This is a genomic window from Pseudoalteromonas sp. T1lg24, from assembly GCF_002964745.1.
Classification (GTDB): Bacteria; Pseudomonadota; Gammaproteobacteria; order Enterobacterales; family Alteromonadaceae; genus Pseudoalteromonas; species Pseudoalteromonas spongiae.
In genome coordinates, this window is sequence record NZ_PQCB01000016.1 from 260,706 (window position 1) to 285,812 (window position 25,107).

Sequence of the window (25,107 nt, forward strand, 5' to 3'; positions counted from 1 at the left end):
GCTTATCTTATACCAAGTTAAATGGCGTTAGCCTCTGTGTTTACGTGCTTTCCATTGTTTTAGTACTGAATAACGCCATAAATAATCAATACCAAAATAACCAATAGCAGAGGCTGCTGCTGCACACACTAAACTGCCTACCATAAACGCAGGACCAATGCTTGATAAGCTGTCAACAAACCACTGCCAACTTGCTTGGAAGGTAAAATCTTGCTTTTGTTGCCCTAACACCAAATAGCCAACAAGGTAGTTAAAATAAAAAATCGGTGCCATAGTTAAAGGGTTGGTGATCCAAACCAATGCTACAGATAGCGGGAGATTTACGCGAAATGGAATCGCGATTGCTGCGCTTAGCAGCATTTGAAAAGGAACTGGAATAAATGCCCAAAATAACCCAACTGCAAATGCACCACGCGCTGAGCGTCGATTTAAATGCCATAAATTTGCATCGTGTAACATATCGCCAAAAATACTAAGCGTTTTGTTTTGCTTAATCTTATTATGATCAGGTAACAGCTTTTGGATCGTCTTTTTTGGCATGGCGGTTTACATCTTCCTTTTTGGCAAAGCATAGTGTGCTTTGTTGTTGGCTGCATATTGTCACTATTTTTCTTCAATACGCTAGTCTTTTTTTCGACAATTATACTGGTTGTACTAGTCATCGTCGCTATTACAACAAAAAACACCGCCAAATTTTACTCGATAATCACGCTACTAGTCGGTGCTAGTTACCCCATTTTATATTATCACTGTGTTTATAGTAGCAACCTAAGCTACGACGAGTTACAACAAAAACAAGTACTGCACGGGGTTATAGAACAAATAGATAACTATCAATTTAATGACCGTCTAATTGTTAAAACAACAAAAATTGCCCATACGAATTTAAAGCCTTATGCGTTAATGCGAGCACAAGTTTATATATCTCGTGCAATCAATACTCAGTATAGCCCCAAAGTAGGCGACACCATATCAATACGTGCCAAGTTCAAACCAATTAAACCCAGGTTAAATGAGGGATTGTTTGACAGGCGCTTACATAATTTTTATGTGGGATTAAAGTACAAAGGCAGCGTTTCGAAAACTGATGATTTTGCTGTGTTAACACGCGCTGCGCCGTCGCACATTACTAATCTGGGGAGTTTATCTAACTTTAGTTGGCTATATCGAGGTGTATTATTTGGTGATACAAGTGCAATGCCTGCAAATATTAAAAGCGCAGTTCGAAACTTAGGAATTGCACATTTATTTGCAGTTTCTGGCCTACATATGGCAATTGTATTTGGCTTTTCATTTTGGTTAGGGAAATTAGCGCTATTACTTGTGAGCAAATTTGCATCTCACAATACACTGAGAATTACACCTTATTTATTGCCATAGCGGCGTGCGCAACTTATCTTCACGCTGCTGATTATGCCACCTCAGCAATACGTGCATTTATTATGATTGCATTAGTGTGTTTATGCTTATTAGTAAATCGCAGCTATACCAGTAAACGGGCATTGTTGTGCGCGCTATTGCTGGTTATATTAGTTAACCCATTTGTATTGTTAAGTGCGGGTTTTTATTTTTCATTTATCGCAGTTGCCAGCATTCTGGCTGCCCTTGATTTGACAAATAAGCGGCGTATCTCCAGTCCTCTGTATCAACTCGCATTTATTCAATTGGTAATTAGCATTACGTTAGCGCCGTTGACTGTGTTGTTTTTTAACGGCACCAGTGTATTGAGTGTTTTTGTAAATCTTATAGCAATTCCGCTGTTTTCGTTCTTTGTAATGCCATTAATGCTTTGTGTGGTGTTAGTTGATTATGCGTTTTCTTTTTCAACTCCGTATCGTTGGCTGGATGCGCTATTGAAATTACTTATCAAGTATATCGAGCGTATTGGTGAACATATAACATGGCATTATGTGCCTCAAATTAGTTGGCAGTTAATAATGCTAACAATCGCTGCTGTTTTATTGCTGCTTTATTATTATCGAAGCGCGTTGCTGACATTACCTATTCTAGTATTTTATTATGCCAATGCTCTTAATAAAGAGCCGAACCTGACAATACGTATATTGGATGTAGGTCATGGCTTATCGGTGATCATAAGTAAACAAGGTGAAGCGGTGCTCTATGATTTAGGTGCGCGATATCAAAACTTCAGCTATTTTAATCATCTGGTGTTACCCACCTTAGCGATTAACCGTTTGAACTTAATCAAAACAGTGATAAGTCATGATGATAATGATCACAGTGGAGGGTTAACCGATTTACGACATGCTGGTTATTTTTCCACGATAAGTGGGTTTGAAAAAGCCTGTAATATAAATGCAAATTGGTTAGAAAATGTAAGGTTTAAGTCGTTTGCAGCACCTCATACAGCACACAGTGATAATAACAGTTCCTGTGTTCTACTTATCACAAGTGGCAAATTTAAACTGTTATTAACAGGAGATATTGAAGCTGAGCGGGAGAATATGTTGTTATCAGAGCCGAGCATTCAGAATATCGATGTGCTTATTTCACCTCACCATGGCAGTAATAGTTCATCAACCGAAGGCTTTATTAATAAAACGCAACCACGTTGGGTAGTTCATTCTGTGAATGCATATAATCGTTGGCGATTACCAAGTTTAGCGGTTGTTACGCGTTATGCCGAATATGACACCAAGCAGGTGGCAACCTCGCGCGGCGCAGTCAAAATAGTGGTTACATCAAGCGGATATACACTTAGTTATGCAAAACAGCAAAATTACTGGTTTCTCGTTGATTAACACTGCGAAATTCTTGGGTTTTGCATCATAGCGCTATACAATAGGCGCAAATAAATTCAAGTTAGCACCATGACAACCTCATCTGATTACTACAAGCGTTTATTAACCTACGTCAAACCGCATAAACTCGCAGCCACATTCGCCATTATTGGTATGTTAGGCTATGCCGCAATGGACGGATTATTTGTTTATTTAATGGATCCGTTTATTGAACAAGGTTTGACGGCGAAAAATCAAGAGGTGATGAAGTGGGCACCGGTTGTGGTGATTTTATTGGTGCTATTTCGCGGTGTGTTTAATTTCGTTTCAAGTTACTGCTTAGCCAATGTGGGCTCACACGTGGTGATGGCAATTCGCAAAGAATTGTTTGCTAAATTACTTCATTTACCGGTGTCATTTCACGATCAGCATTCAACCGGTGAGTTAATTTCAAAAATTACCTTTGATGCAGAACAAGTACAAACAGCGATAACAAAAGCCTTGATCACCATAGTGCGAGAAGGGGCGTTTGTTGTTTTCTTAGTGATCAATATGTTGATTGCCAGTTGGCAATTATCATTGTTATTTATTTTAGTCGTGCCCATTGTTGCAGGCATTGTATCAATCGTGTCTAAACGCTTTCGCGTTATTGCAAAACGTATTCAAGATGCCATGGGGGGCGTAACACGTGCCTCAGAACAAATGGTAAAAGGACATAAAGTAATTCATTCATTTGGTGGTCAAGAGATTGAACAGCAGCGTTTTGCTGATGTGAATAACCGTAATCGCCAACAACGCGTAAAAATGGATGCGACGAAAGCGCTGAGCGTTGCCAGTATTCAAATTATTGCTGCATCTGCCATCGCCATGGTGTTGGCCGCAATTGGCTTTAAACTTGTTGAGCCTATCTCTACAGGTGCATTCGTTAGCTTATTAACCGCAATGATGATGATGCTACGCCCGTTAAAACAGTTATCAAATGTGAATGTTGAACTGCAGCGTGGTATTGCCGCGGCAAAAAGTATTTTTGATATCTTAGATTTGGAAAATGAAAAAGACACCGGCTCAAAAACGCTGGAAAAATGTCAGGGCCATATCACAATCGAGAGTTTGTCGTTTGCCTACCCAAATACCGAGCGCAATATTTTAAACGAACTAACCATGGATATTAAACCTGGGCAATCAGTAGCCTTAGTTGGCCGTTCAGGCTCAGGCAAATCAACACTCTCTAACTTGTTGCCACGTTTTTACGATACCTATACTAATGGCGATATCAAACTCGACGGGCTATCGGTTAATACCTTTGATTTAACTTGGTTACGCGAACAATTTGCCATCGTGTCGCAACAAGTTGTGTTATTCAACGATACTATCGAGAACAATATCACTTACGGCTTTAAAGGTGATATCACCTCTGAAAAACTGCAAACAATTGTTGAGCAATCGCACGTTTGGGAATTTGTAAAAGACTTACCAGAAGGCTTACAAACCATTGTCGGTGAAGATGGCGTAATGCTTTCTGGTGGACAGCGTCAACGCATTGCTATCGCGCGAGCATTGCTTAAAAACGCGCCAATTTTGATTTTGGATGAAGCCACGTCAGCACTCGATACTGAGTCCGAAAAATTAATTCAACATGCGTTAAACGATTTAATGAAAGGGCGCACGTCGATCGTTATAGCGCACCGCTTATCAACGATTGAAAACTCTGATGTCATTTATGTATTGGATAAAGGGCAAATAATCGAGTCGGGTTCGCATGCTGAGCTAATTGAAAAGCAAGGTGCCTATTTAGCACTGCAAAAAATGCAGGCTAACGACTAATGAATGTGATTGAGAAAAGCTGGTATCAAAAATTTGGTATTACTTGGCTTTTATTACCGCTAAGTGCGCTGTTTTACCTAATTACGCTATATCGCTTCTATCGCAAGCGAAGATTACAATTGGCGACTGACACACCAAAAGTCATTGTTGTGGGTAATATTTCGGTAGGCGGCACAGGCAAAACACCATTTACCTTGTTTCTTGTCGATTATTTGAAGCAAAAAGGTTTATCGGTTGCGGTTATTTCACGTGGCTATGGTGGTCAAACTCAAAACCAACCTTTATTAGTGACAGATGGCATATCGCCAGAGGTCTGTGGTGATGAACCTAAGTTGATAGCCGTTCGCACAGGCGCACCTGTTGTAGTGTGCCCAAATCGAAATTTAAGTATCGATTATTTAAAGAAGCACATTAACCCTGATGTGATTATTGCTGATGATGGATTGCAACATTACCAAATGGCGCGCGCTATAGAGCTTTGCATTGTTGATGGGAAACGTCAATTTGGCAATGGCTTTGTTATGCCAGCAGGTCCTCTTCGCGAAGCGAAAAGCAGACTAAAGCATGTTGATTTAACCATTACTAATGGCACTGTAGAGGATAACGGGTACCAGCTAACGGTAGATGGTGTATATCGCATAATTGATGGGCAAAAAGTTTCCAATTTAGACAGCCCAGTTCACTTAGTGAGTGCAATAGGTAATCCCAGCCGCTTTGAGCAAAGTGTAAATGAGCAGAATATTCTGGTGCACGGACATACTATTTTTAAAGATCATCACACATACAGTGAAAGTGACTTTGCCGCACTAGACGGTGCAATCTTAATGACTGAAAAAGATGCGGTAAAATGCCAGTCATTCGCGAAAGCAAATTGGTATTATTTAAAAGTTACCGCTAAACCGACTAAACAACTGGTCGACAAACTCGACCAGTTATTAATTGAAAAAGGGATCCATAATCATGGCATTTGACACAAAACTACTCGAAATCATTGCTTGCCCTGTAACAAAAGGTCATCTTAAATTTGACCGCGAGAATTTAGAGCTTATTAGCACTCAAGCAAAACTGGCTTACCCAGTAAGAGATGATATTCCGGTATTGCTTGAAGAAGAGGCACGCGAATTATCACTTGAAGAGGTTGAAAAGTGGAATTCGTAGTCATTATTCCAGCGCGCTATGCGTCGAGCCGCTTACCGGCTAAACCACTGGCTGATATACAAGGCAAGCCAATGGTGCAGCACGTATATGAAAAATCGCTGGTATCTGGTGCAAAACGGGTAATTGTCGCGACGGATCATATTGAGATAGAAGCGGCTGTTAAACGCTTTGATGGTGAAGTTTTAATGACTCGTGAAGATCATGAGTCGGGCACAGAACGCCTTGCTGAAGTAGTAACAAAACTTAACTTACCAGATGACACAATCGTAGTGAATGTACAAGGTGATGAACCGTTAATTCCACCGCAAAACATCGCGCAAGTAGCCAGTTTGTTAGCATCTGATTCGGCGCCTATGGCAACGTTAAGCGTGGCAATCGACGATATTGAAGAAGCCCTGAACCCGAATGCGGTAAAAGTTGTGGCTGATAATCACAATAATGCATTGTATTTTTCGCGTGCAACGATTCCTTATGATCGAAACCGCTTTTTAGGCAAAGATGAAATTTCTGAAATTGGCGATTTCTATCAACGCCATATTGGTATTTATGCGTATCGTGCGAGTTTTATTAAAGAATATATTACTCTTGAGGTATCACCGCTTGAGCAAATCGAATCATTAGAGCAGCTACGTGTGTTATATCATGGCAAAAAGATAAAAGTACAAACGGCAATCGAAGCGCCGCAGCCAGGTGTTGATACGCCTGAAGATCTCGCTAAGGTGAATGCTTTTTTAAGCAAGTAAGTTGATGAGTTATCCAATAGTATTCGCATGCGATGAATTTTATGTGGTGAATAAACCCCATGACGTAAGCTTCCATAGCGAAGATGGAGAGGGGTTTTTTGTACTGTTTGAAAAGCAGGTGAATGAAAAGCTCTATCCAGTACATCGCTTAGATAAAATGACATCGGGCTTAGTTATTGTTGCGAGGACCAAACAAGCTGCTGCAGAATTTGGTGATTTGTTTAGTCAAAAGCACAAAAACACACTGGAAAAATACTATTTAGCCGTTGCGCAAGGTAAACCTACAAAAAAGCAGGGTTGGGTAAAAGGCGACTTGGTTAAGGCGCGCCGTGGGTGCTATAAACTACAAAAAACCATGGAAAACCCCTCTGTAACGCGGTTTCAATCGCAATTAATTGAGCCCAGTTTACGTCTTTATTTGCTGCAACCAATTACTGGTAAAACGCATCAGCTGCGGGTTGTGCTTAAAAGCCTATCGGTGCCTATTTTAGGCGATGAACGCTATGGCGGTGAGCATAGCGAACGTGGTCATTTGCATGCATATGCGATTAAATTCACGTTTGGTAATACACCATATTATTTTAGTGTTAAGCCATGCGGTGGCTTATTTGAGCACGGTGAAACAAAAAAGCTTATCGAACAATGGCACACGCCTTGGCACGAATTTAATTAAGGTTAAAAATTACATGACAGAGTCTTATCAAAATCGTTTTGGCGGCATTGCACGACTTTACGGAATTGAACAACAAAAACAGCTTAATAATGCCCATTTTTGTGTTGTTGGCATTGGCGGTGTGGGTAGTTGGGTCGCTGAAAGTTTAGCGCGTACGGGCCTTGGTAACATTACCTTAATTGATTTAGATGATATTTGCGTTACCAACGTTAACCGTCAAATCCACGCGTTGACATCGACTATTGGCGAGGCGAAAGTTGACGCCATGGCAAGTCGAATTAACGAGATAAACCCTGATTGTAATGTGTCAGTTATCGATGATTTTTTAACACTTGAGAATATCAGAGAACATATTGAAAAATTTGATTATGTTATTGATTGTATTGATCAAGTAAAAGTTAAAGCGGCACTTATTGCCCATTGTAAGCGCAACAAATTACCGATTATCACAATAGGCGGCGCAGGCGGGCAAATCGATCCAAGCCAAATCAGAATAGGGGATGTGGCTAAAACCAAGCAAGACCCGTTGCTTGCGAAAGTACGCTATTTACTGCGTAAGCAATACAACTTTTCAAGTAATCCAAAACGTAAATTTGGTGTGGATTGTATTTATTCAGAAGAGCAATTGGTGTACCCATCAAGTGACGGCAGTGCGTGTCATGCGAAAGCCGGTGCTGATGGCAATATGAATATGGACTGTCAAACAGGTTTTGGCTCGTTAACCATGGTGACAGGTAGTTTTGCGTTTTTTGCAGCGGCAAAAAGTGTGAAAAAATACTTAGAAAAATGTGAGCGTAACAATCAAAGTTAGTTACTTTGATTGTTACCTATGAAACTTTGTTATAAAAGCTGTATACAATATAATCTTGCAGGCTGGTTTTAATCATCACTTTGTATTGCAAATTGTGTAATCGCATCGGCAATTGCTAAAATTCCGTTACCGCGACTTGGACTCAAGTGCTGTAAAAGCCCCAATTCATTGAACTCATGTTGAATATTTATGCGCTTAACTTCATCCACAGTTAAGCCGTTAACCAGTGTAGAAATAATATAAATGAGTCCTTTCACGATGCGTGTATCAGAGTCTGCTGTCACCACGATATGCTTTTCGCTTTCGTCAAAGTCGACATAAAGCCAAACATTGCTTTCGCAGCCATTCACTTTTGCGTGGTCAACTTTGAGTTCAGCTGGTAATTTTGGTAACTGTTTACCAAGCAACATAATTTCACGGTACTTATCTTGCCATGCTTTTTTGGCGATAAAGTGCTGTTTTAATCTTTGATATTGTTCTGTCATAGTTAATCTAGTAATTCTATAGCTTGTTTTAATGCAACAATAAAGCGGTCAATATCATCAAAGCTGTTATAGCAACTTAAACTGACACGAATGGTACCCGCAACACCGAGTAGATTTATCAATGGCTGAGTACAGTGGTTACCTGAACGTACAATAATGCCGGCTTGGTCGAGTAGGGTTGCAACGTCTAGGTTATGCTCATCTTTGTAGTTAAAACTAATTGTGCCGATATTATTGTTTAAATCGCCGTAAATTTTTATTCCATCAATCTGTTTAAGTGCGTTTAGCGTGTATTGATAGAGTTCTTTTTCAACAGCTAGTTGCGTTGCCATCTCGCTTGAGCCCATAAAATCAAGTGCAGCGGCAAAACCAATCACGCCACCGATATTCGGCGTGCCTGCTTCGAAACGGGCGTTACCGTGGCGAAAGCTTGTTTCATTAAAGCTAACGCGTTCTATCATTTCGCCGCCAGTTTGGTAAGTTGATAGTAAAGATAGGCTGTGTGGTTTAGCGATTAATGCGCCAACGCCTGTTGGTCCGAACATCTTGTGTGCAGAAAGCACATAAAAATCGCAGCTTAGCGCACTAATATTTGGCCTTAAATGTTGCATCGCTTGTGCACCATCAACCAAAGTAATGGCGTTAATGGCGTGTGCGGCATCAAGCAAGTCTTGTATTGGTAAAATATTTCCTAAGGTATTTGATGCGTGACTAATCGCCATCAGTTTCGGCTTTAGTGTGTTAATCATGGCTAAACTAACATCTAAATTTAGTACGCCATTTGCATCGACTGGTAGAATGTGAAGTTTTGCACCTGTGCGTTTACACAGCGTTTGCCAAGGCACAATATTGGCGTGGTGTTCAAGCCCCGAAATAATAATAACATCATCTTTTTCGATATGTGCATCAATCGAGCTGGCAACCAGATTTATCGCTTCGGTAGCGCCTTTGGTCCAAACAATTTGTTCCGCTGTTACCTGACAATAATGTGCTAATTTTGTGCGCGCTTGCTCATATAAAGCGGTAGTGTTTGACGCAAACTCACTGACGCCTCGATGCACATTGGCATTGTGGTATGTATAAAAATCGGTAATTGCATCAATCACGTTCTGAGGTTTTTGTGTAGTTGCACCATTATCTAAATAAACTAATTCAGTGTGTTTAAAAAATGGAAAATGAGAACGAATTTTTTGATTATCTAACATAGTGCCACCTGAGAATGCGAGCGGCGATTTTAATGAAATACACTAATTTTCGCAATTATTGACGGGATTTAGACATTAAAAAAGCCGCAAGTAGCGGCTTTTTTAAACTCAAAGAGGATTAACGAGACGTTACGTCTTTATAATCACGCTTTGTTTCACCAGTGTATAACTGACGAGGACGACCGATCTTCTGACCAGGTTGAGATAACATCTCATCCCAGTGAGAGATCCAACCAACGGTACGTGACATTGCAAAGATTACAGTGAACATGCTTGTTGGAATACCAATCGCTTTAAGAATAATACCTGAGTAGAAATCTACGTTAGGGTACAGTTTCTTCTCGATGAAGTATGGGTCTTCTAATGCGATTTGCTCTAAACGCATTGCTACGTCTAGTAGTGGATCTTCAATGTTAAGCTCTTTAAGTACTTCGTGACACGTTTCACGCATTACTGTTGCACGTGGGTCGAAGTTCTTGTAAACACGGTGACCAAAGCCCATTAGACGGAACGGGTCGTTCTTATCTTTCGCTTTCGCAACGTACTCATCGATACGGTCTACTGAACCGATTTCTTCTAGCATTGTTAAACAAGCTTCGTTTGCACCGCCGTGCGCAGGGCCCCAAAGTGATGCAATACCAGCTGAGATACATGCATACGGGTTAGCGCCTGATGAACCAGCTAAACGTACTGTCGATGTTGACGCGTTTTGTTCGTGATCCGCGTGAAGCATGAAGATGCGGTCCATTGCTTTTGCAAGAACAGGGCTTACTTCGTATTTTTCAGCAGGTACAGAGAACATCATGTGTAAGAAGTTTTCTGCATAGCTTAAATCGTTGCGTGGGTATACGAACGGCTGACCGATGTTGTACTTGTAACACATCGCCGCAATTGTTGGTAACTTAGCAATTAGACGAACAGCACTACGGTGACGTTGAGCTGGATCTGTGATGTCTAAATCTTTGTGGTAGAAAGAAGAAAGTGCACCAACAACACCACATAGCATTGCCATTGGGTGTGAATCTACACGGAAACCTTGGAAGAAAGCACCAATTTTTTCGTGAAGCATCGTGTTAGTTGTGATTTCGTTTTCAAAACCAGCTAACTGCTCGGCATTTGGTAACTCACCATTTAATAGTAAGTAACATAGTTCGATATAGTTTGATTGTTCAGCTAAATCGTCAATTGCGTAGCCACGGTGTAGTAAAACACCTTTAGCGCCGTCAATGTACGTGATAGCTGATTCACATGAACCAGTAGACATGAAACCCGGGTCGAACGTGAAGTAACCATGGCTGCCTAGGGTACGAACGTCGATAACGTCCTGACCAGCTGTGCCAGAGTAAATAGGAAGTTCGATAGGATCTAGCCCATCAATATGGACCGTGGCTTTTTTGTCTGCCATCTAATTATCTCCTTTAAATATAACAAACCAGTTTGTTATTTTTGATACGGATGTTAAGCAAATTCTATCTATTCTAACTTATAAATAGGGAAGAAAGTCAATTTAAATGCATCAATTGATGATAACTATTCTTCGATCGAATAAATATTATACCAATGGCTACTTCGCAAGCACCTCTTATTAAACAAGAATTGTAATAGGCCATATGGTCTTATATACTGTGGTAGGCATTCTAAAACGTGAATGCCTTTCGTCTGGAGCGAATGCTGTTTTTTCATACTGCGACTCGTCATCGCTGTGTGGCAAATTTCGCTTTGATGGTTCCACCAATATTTTGGTGGGTTATAACAACAATAGTTGGACTCCTTAGAGTCAATGGGCAAGTAACAGTGAAAAAGCAAAGACCTGTAAATCTAGATTTATCTACTATCTCGATGCCAGCAACTGCTAAAGCTTCAATTCTGCACCGTATTTCTGGTGTGGCGTTGTTCTTCGCTTTATCTTTTGTAATTTGGGCATGGTCTGAATCACTTTCTTCTCCTCAAGGTTTTGAATTCGTCAAGAGCCTGTTTACCGGGTTCATTGCCAAATTCATTGCATGGGGTGCGGTAATCGCGCTTCTATATCACTTAGTTGCAGGTGTACGTCACCTTCTAATGGATATGGGTCGTTTTGAAGAATTAGGTTCAGGTAACGCAAGTGCTAAGTTTGTAATGGCACTATGGGTTGTATTAGCCGTGTTAGCAGGAGTATGGATATGGTAGTTAATCAAGCATCTCTAAAACGCGACGGTGTACAAGATTTTGTATCATTACGTGCAACAGCACTTGTATTAGCGTCATATGCTCTGTTTATCTTAGGGTATTTTCTTACTACTCCAACTGTAACGTTTGAAGCGTGGCAGGGATTATTTTCTAACTTAGCAGTAAAAGTGTATACCTTAGCTGCGCTAGTTTGCATGATGGTTCATACCCGTATTGGTTTGTGGCAAGTTCTAACTGACTATGTTAAGAACGCTAAATTGCGCGCAATCCTAGGCTTTTTCCTAAACCTGATGGCTTTTGCATATGTAGCTGTTGGTTTCTTTGTTCTTTGGAGTGTGTAAGTGGCTATTTCAACAAGAGAATTTGACGCTGTAGTAATTGGTGCCGGTGGTGCGGGTATGCGTGCTGCACTGGCTATCAGTGAATCAGGTAAAACTTGTGCACTTATTTCTAAAGTATTCCCAACCCGTTCTCATACGGTGTCTGCACAAGGTGGTATCACAGTTGCTTTAGGTAATTCCCACGAGGATAACTGGGAATGGCACATGTACGATACGGTAAAAGGTTCTGATTACATCGGTGACCAAGACGCGATTGAATACATGACCAAAACAGGTCCTGAAGCAATTACAGAATTAGAAAACATGGGTTTACCATTTTCACGTTTTGAAAATGGCCGTGTTTACCAACGTCCTTTCGGTGGTCAATCGAAAAACTTTGGTGGTGAACAAGCTGCACGTACTGCAGCAGCAGCTGACCGTACTGGTCACGCGCTTCTTCATTGCCTATACCAACAAAACGTTAAAAACAAAACAAATGTGTTCTCTGAATGGTACGCATTAGACCTTGTTAAAAACGACAAGGGTGACGTTGTTGGTTGTACTGCTATCGATATCGAAAGCGGCGAAGTAGTTTACTTCAAATCTAAAGCGGTTGTTTTAGCAACAGGTGGTGCAGGTCGTATCTTCGCATCAACAACAAACGCGCACATTAACACAGGTGACGGTGTTGGTATGGCAACACGTGCTGGCATTTCAATGCAAGACATGGAAATGTGGCAGTTCCACCCAACGGGTATTGCAGGTGCAGGTACACTAGTTACTGAAGGTTGTCGTGGTGAAGGTGGTTACCTTCTAAATAAAGACGGCGAACGCTTCATGGAACGTTACGCACCAAACGCTAAAGACTTAGCGGGTCGTGACGTTGTTGCTCGTGCAATGATGACAGAAATCCGTGAAGGCCGTGGTTGTGAAGGCCCATGGGGTACGCACATCAAACTTAAGTTAGACCACTTAGGTGCTGAGATGCTAAACCTACGTCTTCCAGGTGTTTGTGACCTTTCTAAGACATTCGCACACGTTGACCCTGCAAAGGAGCCAATTCCAGTAATCCCAACATGTCACTACATGATGGGTGGTGTACCAACTAACGTTAATGGTCAAGTTATTAACGTAGATGGTGCAGGTAATGAGAAATTAGTTGAAGGTTTATTCGCAGTAGGTGAAATTGCATGTGTATCTGTACACGGTGCAAACCGCTTAGGTGGTAACTCACTACTTGACCTTGTTGTATTCGGTCGTGCAGCGGGTAACTTCCTTGGTCAATACTTAAAAGATGCTGAAATTTCAAAAGACGCCTCAGAATCTGATCTAGAAGCAGCGATGGCTCGTTTCAATCGTTGGGAAACTTCTAAACCAGGCCAAGGTGAAGACCCAGTACAGATCAAGAAAGACCTACAAAAATGCATGCAGCTTAACTTCTCGGTATTCCGTGAAGGTGATGCAATGGCAACAGGTCTTACAGAGCTTAAAGAAATTCGTGAACGTTTACAGCACGCACGTCTTGACGACAAGTCATCTGAGTTCAACACACAACGTATTGAGTGTTTAGAGCTAGATAACCTAATGGAAACTGCGTACTCAACAGCTGTTGCTGCGAATTTCCGTACAGAAAGCCGTGGTGCACATTCGCGCTTCGATTTCCCAGAGCGTGACGATGAAAACTGGTTATGTCACTCAGTTTATAGCCCAGTGACGGAAGAAATGTCTAAGCGTGAGGTGAACTTCTCACCTAAAACACGTGAAGCCTTCCCACCTAAAGCACGTACTTACTAGGAGCGAAGTCAATGGCACAATTACAATTTTCTGTCTATCGTTACAATCCAGATGTAGACAACGCACCGCGTATGCAAGACTATACCCTTGAGGTAGAAGAAGGTCGCGATATGATGGTATTGGATGCACTTTTACAATTAAAAGAGCAAGATCCAACACTTTCTTTCCGTCGTTCATGCCGTGAAGGTGTATGTGGTTCTGACGGTGTAAACATGAATGGTAAAAACGGTTTAGCGTGTATTACTCCATTATCTGCACTAGGTAAGGGTAAAATCGTTATTCGTCCATTACCAGGCTTACCAGTTGTTCGTGATTTAGTAATTGATATGTCTCAATTCTATTCACAATACGAGAAAGTTAAGCCATTCTTAATCAACGATAAGCCAACAGGCGGTGAAGAGCGTCTTCAATCAATTGAAGAACGTGACAAGCTTGATGGTTTATATGAGTGTATCTTATGTGCATGTTGTTCAACTTCATGCCCATCATTCTGGTGGAACCCTGACAAGTTCATTGGTCCTGCTGGATTGCTACACGCTTACCGTTTCTTAGCTGATAGCCGTGACACGGCGACAGAAGAACGTTTAGCAGATTTAGACGATGCATTCAGCGTATTCCGTTGTCACGGTATTATGAACTGTGTCAACGTGTGTCCTAAGGGCCTTAATCCAACTAAGGCAATTGGTCACATTAAGTCTATGTTACTAAACCGTTCGGTATAAAACGGCAGTAACACAAAACACCGCGGCGATAACTTTGTTATCGCCGTTTAACTAAAACTTAGTATTCTGCGCTAGTAAAAAGGGCTTATAAATGCACGAAGGTGTAATGAAGGCATGGCTAGAGTCTTCTCACTTTAACGGTGGTAATGTCGCATACGTAGAAGAGCTGTATGAAGCGTACTTAGATGACGCGAGTTCAGTTTCTGACGAATGGCGTGAAGTGTTTGATGCACTACCGAAAGTAGAAGGTGTAGATGTCGATGTAAAACATTCCGACATAAGAGCACAATTTGCCGAGCTTGCGAAAAACAAGCATAAAGAAGTAGTCGTTGCAGCAGGTGGCGCATCTGATGCAAAACAGGTTAGGGTTCTGCAATTAATTAATGCATACCGTTTCCGTGGTCACCAAAATGCAAACCTTGACCCATTAGGTTTGTGGCAGCGTGAAAAAGTACGTGATTTAACACTTGAACACCACGATTTAACGGATTCTGACCTAGATAAAGAATTCAATGTAGGGTCATTTGCTTGTGGCAGTGACACTATGAAACTAAAAGACTTATATGCAGCACTTAAGAAAACCTACTGTGGTTCGATTGGCGCTGAATATATGCATATCACGTCTACAGAAGAAAAACGTTGGTTACAACAGCGTTTAGAATCTAACTTTGCCCAGCCTCAATTTAGCAACGAAACTAAGTTACGCATCTTAAAAGGCCTTACGGCTGCTGATGGTCTTGAAAAATATCTAGGCGCTAAATTCCCAGGTGCAAAACGTTTCTCACTAGAAGGTGGTGATGCGTTAGTACCTATGCTTAAAGAACTTATTCACAGAGCAGGGGAAAGTGGTCAGGAAGAAGCCGTTATTGGTATGGCACACCGTGGTCGTTTAAACGTTTTAGTTAACGTACTTGGTAAAAACCCACAGGTTCTGTTCGATGAATTCGCTGGTAAATATGGCGAATTAGCAGGTTCTGGTGACGTTAAATACCACATGGGTTACTCATCTGATTTCGCAACTACGGGCGGCAACGTGCACATGGCACTTGCGTTTAACCCGTCGCATTTAGAAATCGTTAATCCAGTGGTAATGGGTTCAGTACGTGCACGTTTAGACCGTTTAGGCTGTACGAATGGCTCAAAAGCACTACCTATCACGATTCACGGTGACTCGGCAATTGCTGGCCAAGGTGTGGTTCAAGAAACATTCAACCTATCACAAACACGTGCATTCAGTGTTGGCGGTTCGATTCGTATCGTTGTAAACAACCAAGTTGGTTTCACAACGTCTAAGCAAGAAGACGTTCGCTCGACTGAATACTGTACAGATATTGCGAAAATGGTGCAGGCACCAATTTTCCACGTAAATTCAGACGACCCAGAAGCAGTTGCTTTCGTAACGCAACTTGCGCTTGATTTCCGTAACAAGTTTAAGCGTGACGTAGTAATTGACTTAGTTTGTTACCGTCGTCATGGTCACAACGAAGCGGATGAGCCAAATGCGACCCAGCCGTTAATGTATCAGAAAATCAAAAAGCACCCTGTGCCGCGTCAGATTTACGCTGATACGCTTGTGTCTCAAGGCGTATTAAGTGCTGATGAAGCAAAAGCGCTTGCTGATAACTATCGTAACGGTTTAGACAATGGTGTGTGTGTTGTTGATGAAATTCAACCAGACACAAAACACTCATCAGATTGGTCTAAGTTTGTTGGTCACGATTGGGATGTGGCATACGATCCAGCGCTGCCGCTTGATAAGCTGAAAGCATTGGGTGAATCAGTTGCTAATTACCCTGAAAACCACAAAGCACAGTCTCGCGTTAAGAAAATTTACGATGATCGTAAAGCGATGGCTGCGGGCGAAAAGCCGCTAGATTGGGGTATGGCTGAGACACTTGCTTATGCATCATTAGTAGACGAAGGTACAGATATTCGTATTACCGGTCAGGATTCTGGTCGTGGTACGTTCTTCCACCGTCACGCAGTAGTGCACAACCAAGCAGACGCATCTACCTATTTGCCGCTACAAAATATTCGCCCTGAACAAGGCGCGTTTGAAGTGTACGATTCGGTATTATCTGAAGAAGCAGTTCTTGCGTTTGAATACGGTTATGCAACAGCAGAACCAACATCACTTGTATGTTGGGAAGCGCAGTTCGGTGACTTTGCCAATGGCGCACAGGTTGTATTTGACCAATTCTTAAGTTCTGGTGAGCAAAAATGGGGCCGTTTATGTGGCTTAACTATATTGCTACCGCATGGTTATGAAGGCCAAGGTCCAGAGCACAGCTCTGCACGTTTAGAGCGCTTCTTACAGCTATGTGCTGACCACAATATGCAAGTATGTGTGCCGTCAACGCCAGCTCAGGTTTACGCAATGATCCGTCGTCAATCAGTTAGACCACTTCGTCGTCCATTGATTGTTATGACACCTAAATCATTACTGCGTCACCCACTTGCTGTTTCAAGCCTTGAAGAGCTTTCAACGGGTGTATTCAACAATATGATTGATGAAATCGATGATATTGATGCAAGCAAAGTTGAGCGTGTTGTGTTCTGTAGTGGTAAGGTTTACTACGAGCTACTGCAACAGCGTCGTGAACAAGAGCTAAACAATGTTGCTATTGTACGTGTTGAGCAATTGTACCCATTCCCACATGCGGAAATGGAAACAATTATGCAGCGCTACCAACATGTTAAAGATTTCGTATGGTGTCAAGAAGAGCCGCAAAACCAAGGTGCTTGGTATTGCTCGCAACACCATTTCTGGGAAGCAATTCCACAAGGTGCTAACCTAAGCTATGCAGGCCGTAAGGCATCAGCTTCGCCAGCATGTGGCTATATGTCTACCCATACTAAAGAACAAACTGCGTTGATCGCCGACGCTCTAACAATTAAAAAATAAGGAATAAGAGATGACAACCGAAATTAAGGTTCCTGTTCTTCCTGAATCTGTTGCAGATGCAACAGTTGCAACTTGGCACGTGAACGTTGGTGATACAGTTAGCCGCGATCAAAACCTTGTTGATATTGAAACAGATAAAGTAGTGTTAGAAGTAGTTGCACCTGAAGATGGTGTAGTTACTGAAATTTCTCAAACGGAAGGTGCAACGGTACTTGGTGAACAAGTGATTGCACTATTAGGTGCGGCAGATGCAGCAGCTGCGCCAGCAGAAACAACAGCAGCGCCAGCAGCGGCGCCAGCAGCAGAAGGTAAAGAAGTGGATATTAAAGTTCCTGTACTTCCAGAATCAGTAGCAGACGCTACGATTGCAACATGGCATGTTCAACCAGGTGAAGCGGTAAGCCGTGACCAAAACCTAGTAGACATCGAAACTGACAAAGTTGTTCTTGAAGTTGTAGCGCCAGAAGATGGTGTAATGGGTGATCACATTCACTCAGAAGGCGACACAGTACTTGGCGAACAAGTAATCGGTAAACTAGTTGCAGGTGCAGCACCTGCGGCGGCAGCGCAAGCTGCAACAGCTGAAGCACCAGCAGCATCTGACGAAAATTCAGACGTATTAACGCCTTCTGTTCGTCGTCTAATTGCAGAAAAAGGCCTTGATGCTTCACAAATAAAAGGTTCCGGTAAAGGCGGTCGTATCACTAAAGAAGACGTAGACGCGTTCTTAAAAGCACCAGCAGCTAAATCAGCAGCACCTGCGGCGGCAGCACCAGCTGTTGCACTTGGTGAGCGTACGCAAAAGCGTGTTCCTATGACACGTCTTCGTAAGACAATTGCAAACCGTCTTCTAGAAGCTAAGAATTCAACAGCAATGCTTACAACGTTTAACGAAGTAAACATGAAACCAATCATGGATCTTCGTAAGCAATACAAAGATGTATTTGAAGAGCGTCACGGCATCCGTTTAGGTTTCATGTCTTTCTATGTGAAAGCAGTTACTGAAGCGCTTAAGCGTTTCCCTGAAGTAAACGCGTCTATCGACGGTGATGACATTGTTTATCACAACTACTTCGATATCAGCATTGCAGTTTCTACGCCGCGCGGTCTAGTAACTCCAGTACTTCGTGACTGTGACAAGCTGTCAGTTGCTGAGATTGAAAAAGGTATTCGTGAACTAGCACTTAAAGGTCGTGACGGTAAACTTACTGTTGATGACATGACAGGTGGTAACTTCACGATTACTAACGGCGGTGTGTTTGGTTCACTACTTTCAACGCCAATCATCAACTTACCGCAATCATCTATTCTTGGTATGCACAAAATCCAAGATCGTCCAATGGCGGTAAATGGTAAAGTTGAAATTTTACCTATGATGTATCTAGCACTATCGTATGACCACCGTCAAATCGATGGTAAAGAATCAGTTGGTTTCTTGGTTACAATTAAGGAACTACTAGAAGATCCAACGCGTTTATTATTAGACGTATAATAGATTTGGATTAAAAAATAAGCTGTGGAGTGATTCGCAGCTTTTTTTTTGCGCCTTTGGTCGTACTGGGGTTTTCATACCTGATTGGTGCGACTATACTAGGTGCGCAATTTGGGATGGTTGAACAACGGTTCAACCCTTTACGTAATACAATTGGAAAAGCATCATGAATTTGCATGAGTATCAGGCAAAGAAATTATTTGCCGACTATGGTTTACCAGTTTCTGAGGGTTATGCATGTGACACTCCTCAGGAAGCTGCAGAAGCTGCTGATAAAATTGGCGGTGACAAGTGGGTTGTTAAATGTCAGGTTCACGCAGGTGGACGTGGTAAAGCGGGCGGTGTAAAGCTTGCTGACAGCAAAGAAGAAATCAAAGAATTTGCACAAAACTGGTTAGGTAAAAACTTAGTTACTTACCAAACTGACGAAAATGGTCAGCCAGTAGCTAAAATCCTTGTTGAAAGCTGCACAGATATCGCTAACGAATTATACCTTGGCGCTGTAGTAGACCGTGCTTCTCGTAAAGTTGTTTTCATGGCATCTACTGAAGGTGGCGTTGAAATCGAACAAGTTGCTGAAGAAACACCAGAACTAATTCACAAAGCTGAGATTGATCCATTAGTAGGTCCTCAAGCTTACCAGGCACGTGAACTAGGCTTCAAACTAGGTTTAAACCCTACGCAAATGAAGCAGTTTGTTAAGATCTTCATGGGTCTTGCTAACATGTTCAACGACCACGATTTCGCACTATTAGAAATCAACCCATTAGTAATCACTGACGAAGGTAACCTTCACTGTCTAGACGGTAAAATCGGTGTAGATGGTAACGCTTTATACCGTCAGCCTAAAATCCGTGAAATGCACGATCCGTCACAAGAAGACGAGCGTGAAGCACACGCAGCTCAGTGGGAACTGAACTACGTAGCACTAGACGGTAACGTTGGTTGTATGGTTAACGGTGCAGGCCTTGCAATGGGTACGATGGACATCGTAAACCTACACGGCGGCAAGCCAGCTAACTTCCTAGACGTAGGTGGCGGCGCGACTAAAGAGCGTGTAGCTGAAGCATTCAAGATCATCTTATCTGATGACAATGTTAAAGCAGTACTAGTTAACATCTTCGGTGGTATCGTACGTTGTGACATGATCGCAGAAGGTATCATTGGTGCAGTTAAAGAAGTTGGTGTAAATGTACCTGTAGTTGTACGTTTAGAAGGTACTAACGCTGATCTTGGTCGTGACGTTCTTGCTAACTCTGGCCTAGACATCATCGCAGCTGAGTCACTAACTGACGCTGCTGAGAAAGTTGTTGCTGCTGCGGAGGGCAAATAATGTCTGTATTAATTAACAAAGATACTAAAGTAATCTGTCAGGGTTTCACTGGCGGCCAAGGTACTTTCCACTCAGAGCAAGCGCTTGAGTACGGTACACAAATGGTTGGTGGTGTTTCTCCAGGTAAAGGTGGTCAAACTCACCTAGGTCTTCCTGTATTTAACACAGTACGTGAAGCAGTAGAATCTACTGGTGCAACTGCATCTGTAATCTACGTTCCAGCACCTTTCTGTAAAGATGCAATCCTTGAAGCTATCGATGCAGGTATCGAGCTAATCGTTTGTATCACTGAAGGTATTCCAACGCTAGACATGGTTGACGTTAAAGTTAAGCTTGACGAAACTGGCGTTCGCATGATTGGTCCAAACTGCCCAGGTGTTATCACTCCGGGTGAAACTAAAATTGGTATCATGCCTGGTCACATCCACAAGCCAGGTAAAGTAGGTATCGTATCACGTTCTGGTACACTTACTTACGAAGCTGTTAAGCAAACAACTGATGCTGGTTTCGGTCAATCAACATGTGTTGGTATCGGTGGTGACCCAATCCCAGGTACTAACTTCATCGACGTTCTAGAAATGTTCGAAAAAGATCCACAAACTGAAGCGATCGTAATGATTGGTGAGATCGGTGGTACAGCTGAAGAAGAAGCTGCTGAATACATTAAAGCTAATGTAACTAAGCCGGTAGTTTCTTACATCGCTGGTGTTACTGCTCCTCCAGGTAAGCGTATGGGTCACGCTGGTGCGATTATCGCTGGCGGTAAAGGTACAGCTGACGAGAAATTCGCAGCGCTAGAAGCAGCAGGCGTTAAAACTGTTCGTTCACTAGCTGATATCGGTAAAGCACTAGCTGAAAAAACTGGCTGGTAATCTACCTATCAATTGAAAAAGGCTGCATCTGCAGCCTTTTTTATCGTCTCAATTTCACATCTTGAAATTAATGATCATCACCCCAAGTTATATCAACTCATAAAAAATGCGTTGAAAGTATATTTATTACTCGCATATGGAATTAGTCTTTAACGGGTTAGTTATTGGATTCAATGCGCTAAATTAGCGTGTTATTTGGTTACATACTTAACAGATTCGAAATAAGTTTTTTATTTCACATTTTTTTAGTCCTTGGTTAGTTTGCACCTAGGCGATACGGTTTTTATTTGTAATAATTAGGCCGTTAATTTATTTAATGAATATAGGAAAATTTCGCAATGGCGGAAGCAGAAAATCGAGCAACAAACTTTATCACTAATTTAATTGATAAAGATTTAGCATCAGGAAAACATGAAGCAACACATACACGTTTTCCACCAGAGCCGAATGGTTTTTTACATATTGGTCACGCAAAGTCTATCTGCCTAAACTTTGGTATTGCACAAGACTATAAAGGCCTATGTAACTTACGTTTTGATGATACAAACCCAGAAAAAGAAGACATCGATTACGTAAACTCAATTCAACAAGATGTTAAATGGCTTGGTTTTAACTGGGATGGCGATATTTGTTATTCGTCAAACTACTTTGACGAGTTATACGGATACGCGGTAGAGCTAATTGAAAAAGGCTTAGCGTACGTATGTTTCTTATCACCAGATGAAGCGCGCGAATACCGTGGTACTTTAACAGAAGCAGGTAAAAACAGCCCTTACCGTGATACCAGTGTGGAAGAAAACTTAGCGCTTTTCGAAAAAATGAAGAATGGTGAGTTTAAAGAAGGCGAATGTGTTCTTCGTGCAAAAATTGATATGGCGAGCTCATTTATGGTGCTACGCGATCCAATTATTTATCGTATTCGCTTTGCACATCACCACCAAACAGGTGATAAGTGGTGCATCTACCCAATGTACGATTTCACACACTGTATTTCAGATGCGTTAGAAGGTATTACGCACTCGCTTTGTACGCTTGAGTTCCAAGATAACCGTCGTCTATACGATTGGGTGTTAGATAACATTTCACTTGAATGTCATCCACAACAAATTGAGTTTTCGCGTTTAAATCTTGAATACACACTAATGAGTAAGCGTAAGTTAAATGCATTAGTTGAAGAAAAGCACGTAGAAGGTTGGGATGACCCGCGTATGCCAACAATTGCGGGTTTAAAGCGTCGTGGTTATACACCAGCTTCTGTACGCGAATTCTGTAAGCGTATTGGCGTTACAAAACAAGATAATATGGTAGAAATGGGCATGTTAGAAGCGTGTATCCGTGATGACCTAAACGAAAATGCACCGCGTGCAATGGCAGTACTTGATCCGATTAAAGTAGTTATCGAGAATTTCCCAGAAGATAAAGTGGAAGAGCTGACTGTTCAAAATCATCCAAACATCGAAGAAATGGGCACACGTATCGTTCCTTTCACGCGTGAAGTATTTATTGAGCGTGAAGATTTCCGCCTTGAGGCGAACAAGAAATATAAGCGTTTAGTACTTGGTAAAGAAGTGCGTTTACGTGGTGCGTATGTTATTAAAGCAGAACGTGTTGACCAAGACGATGCAGGTAACATTACTACTATTTACTGTAGTTACGACGATGAAACACTGGGTAAAAATCCAAGTGATGGTCGTAAAGTAAAAGGCGTTATACACTGGGTAAGTGCAAGCCACGGTGTTCCAGCAGAAGTACGTTTATACGACCGTTTATTTACTGTGCCTAACCCGGCAGCAGAAGAAGACTTTGCAACAGTATTAAATCCAGAATCGTTAGTACGTTTAACTTCTGCGGTTGTTGAGCCAGCACTTGCCAATGCAGAAGCTGAAGTAGGTTACCAGTTTGAACGTACAGGCTATTTCTGTCGAGATAGTAAAGCAGAAGGGTTAGTATTTAACCGTACTGTTGGCTTACGTGATTCTTGGGCGAAAGAAGAAAACAAAGCCTAATTTCAAAAAAGGATAGGGGCTATGCCTATCCTTTTTAAAAGACACAAAAAAAGCGCTGTGATAACACAGCGCTTTTTTATTATCTTACAATTATGATTTAACTAGGTTAATAATTGCTTCAATCGCGTTATCTAGGTCAATAAGTTCTTTTTCACCTGTAATACGATTTTTATATTCGATTTGATTGTTGTCTAGATTACGCTCACCGATCACTAACGTATGCGGTACGCCAACTAGTTCCATATCGTTAAACATTACGCCTGGGCGCTCTTTACGATCATCAAATAATACATCAATACCAGCAGCTTGAAGATCTGCGTATAACTTGTCAGCAATTTCTGGAATACGATGCGACTTGTGCATATTCATTGGTACGATTGCCAGCTCGAACGGAGCAAGGGCAGTCGGCCATTTAATACCGTATTGGTCGTGGTTTTGTTCGATTGCAGCAGCAACGATGCGCGAAACACCGATACCATAACAACCCATGGTCATAATTTGGTTTTTACCGCTTTCAGCAAGTACGCCTGCTTTCATTGCCTCAGAGTACTTTGTGCCAAGCTGGAAAATATGACCAACTTCAATACCACGTTTGATATTTAATACGCCTTTACCACATGGGCTAGGATCGCCTTCCACAACATTACGAATATCTTCAACTGTGTAGTCGGTAACGTCACGGTCAAAGTTAATGCCACTATAGTGAACACCATCTTCGTTCGCACCCGCAACAAAATCCGCCATTACAGCCGCTGTACGGTCAACAATAATTGGCATATTTAAACCAACCGGACCAAGGGAACCTGGCTTTGCACCCGTTGCTTTAACAATGTCTTCTTCCGTTGCAAACTCAAGTGGTGAATCAACAAGTGTTAGCTTTTCAGCTTTAAGCTCATTAAGTTCATGATCGCCACGTACAACGAGTGCAACTAAACCGCGCTCCTCGTTCTCATTTGGCGCGCCGTACGCAATTAATGTCTTAACGCCGCGGTGTGGTTTAACACCATGCTGTTGTTTTAGATCTTCAATTGTTTTTGCATTAGGCGTATCGAAACGGTTTAACTCTTTTGCTGGTGCAGGGCGTTCGATACTTGGTGCTACCGCTTCTGCTTTTTCAATATTCGCTGCGTAGTCTGACTCTGAGCTAAATGCGATGGCATCTTCACCAGATTCTGCAAGTACGTGGAATTCATGCGAAACTGAGCCACCGATTGAACCAGTATCTGCAATTACTGGGCGGTAATCTAACCCTAAACGCTCAAAAACATTACAGTATGCTTGGTGCATTTTCTTATACGTTTCATTTAGGCACTCTTCACTTAAATGGAAAGAATAGGCATCTTTCATGGTGAATTCGCGCGCACGCATCACACCAAAACGAGGACGCACTTCATCACGTACTTTAGTCTGGATTTGATAAAGATTTACCGGCAGTTGTTTGTAACTGCTGATTTCTTTGCGAACAAATTCAGTAATAACTTCTTCGTGTGTAGGACCTAACGCAAAAGGACGGTTGTGACGGTCATTAATACGCAGTAATTCTGGGCCAAATTGCTCCCAACGACCAGACTCTTGCCAAAGGTCGGCTGGTTGGATAATGGGCATTAACATTTCAATCGCACCGGCTTTGTTCATTTCTTCACGAACAATGTTTTCTACTTTACGTAGTACTTTTAAACCACTTGGTAACCAAGTGTATAAACCCGATGCTAGTTTGCGGATCATTCCCGCGCGTAACATAAGCTGATGGCTGATAATTTCAGCATCAGATGGCGTTTCTTTTAACGTCGCTAAAATATATTGACTAGTACGCATTTGCTTTCCGAAATGTTAAATCTATTTTTATAAGGTAAG

General features: G+C 41.9%; 20 protein-coding genes and 1 pseudogene. 16 read left to right on the forward strand and 5 right to left on the reverse strand.

Going from position 1 to position 25,107, the window contains the following annotated elements:
• Positions 1-27: 27 nt before the first annotated feature.
• Positions 28-540, reverse strand: a complete 513-nt coding sequence (locus tag C2M30_RS08540; protein ID WP_010560030.1) for a DUF2062 domain-containing protein — start codon at positions 538-540, stop codon at positions 28-30.
• On the opposite strand from C2M30_RS08540, the pseudogene C2M30_RS08550 reads away from it, so the two are divergent.
• The 7 genes and pseudogenes from C2M30_RS08550 to tcdA all read left to right on the forward strand — a co-directional run bounded on the left by C2M30_RS08550 (position 520) and on the right by tcdA (position 7,950).
• Positions 520-2,762: pseudogene (locus C2M30_RS08550) on the forward strand (DNA internalization-related competence protein ComEC/Rec2). The gene C2M30_RS08540 and the pseudogene C2M30_RS08550 sit on opposite strands and share 21 nt — an antisense overlap.
• A 69-nt stretch (positions 2,763-2,831) precedes the next feature.
• Positions 2,832-4,565: a lipid A export permease/ATP-binding protein MsbA gene (gene msbA, locus C2M30_RS08555; RefSeq protein ID WP_105171340.1), complete on the forward strand. Its 1,734-nt coding sequence runs from the start codon at positions 2,832-2,834 to the stop codon at positions 4,563-4,565.
• Complete coding sequence (gene lpxK / locus C2M30_RS08560) at positions 4,565-5,536, forward strand: tetraacyldisaccharide 4'-kinase (RefSeq protein ID WP_105171341.1); 972 nt, start codon at positions 4,565-4,567, stop codon at positions 5,534-5,536. The genes msbA and lpxK overlap by 1 nt, the downstream gene beginning before the upstream one ends.
• Positions 5,526-5,723, forward strand: a complete 198-nt coding sequence (locus C2M30_RS08565) for a Trm112 family protein (protein ID WP_010560034.1) — start codon at positions 5,526-5,528, stop codon at positions 5,721-5,723. Before lpxK ends, C2M30_RS08565 begins: the two co-directional genes overlap by 11 nt.
• Positions 5,711-6,466, forward strand: coding sequence for a 3-deoxy-manno-octulosonate cytidylyltransferase (gene kdsB, locus C2M30_RS08570; RefSeq protein ID WP_105171342.1), 756 nt, complete (start codon positions 5,711-5,713; stop codon positions 6,464-6,466). The genes C2M30_RS08565 and kdsB overlap by 13 nt, the downstream gene beginning before the upstream one ends.
• Positions 6,467-6,470: 4 nt before the next feature.
• On the forward strand, positions 6,471-7,139 hold the full coding sequence (locus C2M30_RS08575; protein ID WP_105171343.1) for a pseudouridine synthase: 669 nt from the start codon (positions 6,471-6,473) through the stop codon (positions 7,137-7,139).
• A 13-nt stretch (positions 7,140-7,152) separates the two neighbouring features.
• Positions 7,153-7,950, forward strand: a complete 798-nt coding sequence (gene tcdA / locus C2M30_RS08580) for a tRNA cyclic N6-threonylcarbamoyladenosine(37) synthase TcdA (protein ID WP_105171344.1) — start codon at positions 7,153-7,155, stop codon at positions 7,948-7,950.
• A 68-nt stretch (positions 7,951-8,018) separates the two neighbouring features.
• Here tcdA and C2M30_RS08585 read toward each other — a convergent pair whose 3' ends face one another.
• The 3 genes from C2M30_RS08585 to C2M30_RS08595 form a co-directional block, all read right to left on the reverse strand.
• Positions 8,019-8,435, reverse strand: a complete 417-nt coding sequence (locus C2M30_RS08585) for a SufE family protein (RefSeq protein WP_105171345.1) — start codon at positions 8,433-8,435, stop codon at positions 8,019-8,021.
• Between the two features lie 2 nt (positions 8,436-8,437).
• Entirely contained in the window at positions 8,438-9,640 is a 1,203-nt protein-coding gene (locus C2M30_RS08590; protein ID WP_105171346.1) for an aminotransferase class V-fold PLP-dependent enzyme, read from the reverse strand.
• 118 nt (positions 9,641-9,758) lie between these two features.
• The gene (locus C2M30_RS08595; protein WP_010560040.1) at positions 9,759-11,045 is read right to left on the reverse strand and encodes a citrate synthase; all 1,287 of its coding nucleotides are present in this window, start codon (positions 11,043-11,045) and stop codon (positions 9,759-9,761) included.
• Between the two features lie 389 nt (positions 11,046-11,434).
• Between C2M30_RS08595 and sdhC the strand changes: the two genes are divergently transcribed.
• From sdhC to glnS, 9 genes are all read left to right on the forward strand, one after another.
• Complete coding sequence (sdhC, locus tag C2M30_RS08600; RefSeq protein WP_138632531.1) at positions 11,435-11,809, forward strand: succinate dehydrogenase, cytochrome b556 subunit; 375 nt, start codon at positions 11,435-11,437, stop codon at positions 11,807-11,809.
• Positions 11,803-12,150, forward strand: a complete 348-nt coding sequence (gene sdhD / locus C2M30_RS08605) for a succinate dehydrogenase, hydrophobic membrane anchor protein (protein WP_010560042.1) — start codon at positions 11,803-11,805, stop codon at positions 12,148-12,150. The genes sdhC and sdhD overlap by 7 nt, the downstream gene beginning before the upstream one ends.
• Complete coding sequence (gene sdhA / locus C2M30_RS08610; RefSeq protein ID WP_010560043.1) at positions 12,151-13,923, forward strand: succinate dehydrogenase flavoprotein subunit; 1,773 nt, start codon at positions 12,151-12,153, stop codon at positions 13,921-13,923.
• Positions 13,924-13,934: 11 nt separating this feature from the next.
• Positions 13,935-14,645, forward strand: a complete 711-nt coding sequence (locus C2M30_RS08615) for a succinate dehydrogenase iron-sulfur subunit (RefSeq protein WP_010560044.1) — start codon at positions 13,935-13,937, stop codon at positions 14,643-14,645.
• Between the two features lie 91 nt (positions 14,646-14,736).
• Entirely contained in the window at positions 14,737-17,550 is a 2,814-nt protein-coding gene (locus C2M30_RS08620) for a 2-oxoglutarate dehydrogenase E1 component (protein ID WP_105171347.1), read from the forward strand.
• A gap of 10 nt (positions 17,551-17,560) precedes the next feature.
• Positions 17,561-19,042, forward strand: a complete 1,482-nt coding sequence (gene odhB, locus C2M30_RS08625) for a 2-oxoglutarate dehydrogenase complex dihydrolipoyllysine-residue succinyltransferase (protein WP_105171348.1) — start codon at positions 17,561-17,563, stop codon at positions 19,040-19,042.
• A 166-nt stretch (positions 19,043-19,208) separates the two neighbouring features.
• Complete coding sequence (gene sucC / locus C2M30_RS08630; RefSeq protein WP_010560047.1) at positions 19,209-20,375, forward strand: ADP-forming succinate--CoA ligase subunit beta; 1,167 nt, start codon at positions 19,209-19,211, stop codon at positions 20,373-20,375.
• The gene (gene sucD / locus C2M30_RS08635) at positions 20,375-21,247 is read left to right on the forward strand and encodes a succinate--CoA ligase subunit alpha (protein WP_010560048.1); all 873 of its coding nucleotides are present in this window, start codon (positions 20,375-20,377) and stop codon (positions 21,245-21,247) included. The genes sucC and sucD overlap by 1 nt, the downstream gene beginning before the upstream one ends.
• Positions 21,248-21,585: 338 nt before the next feature.
• Positions 21,586-23,253 carry a glutamine--tRNA ligase gene (gene glnS / locus C2M30_RS08640; protein ID WP_105171349.1) on the forward strand — a complete coding sequence of 556 codons (1,668 nt, stop codon included), beginning with the start codon at positions 21,586-21,588 and terminating at the stop codon, positions 23,251-23,253.
• Between the two features lie 90 nt (positions 23,254-23,343).
• On the opposite strand, the gene C2M30_RS08645 is transcribed toward glnS, so the two are convergent.
• Positions 23,344-25,068, reverse strand: a complete 1,725-nt coding sequence (locus C2M30_RS08645) for a proline--tRNA ligase (RefSeq protein WP_105171350.1) — start codon at positions 25,066-25,068, stop codon at positions 23,344-23,346.
• Positions 25,069-25,107 lie beyond the last annotated feature (39 nt).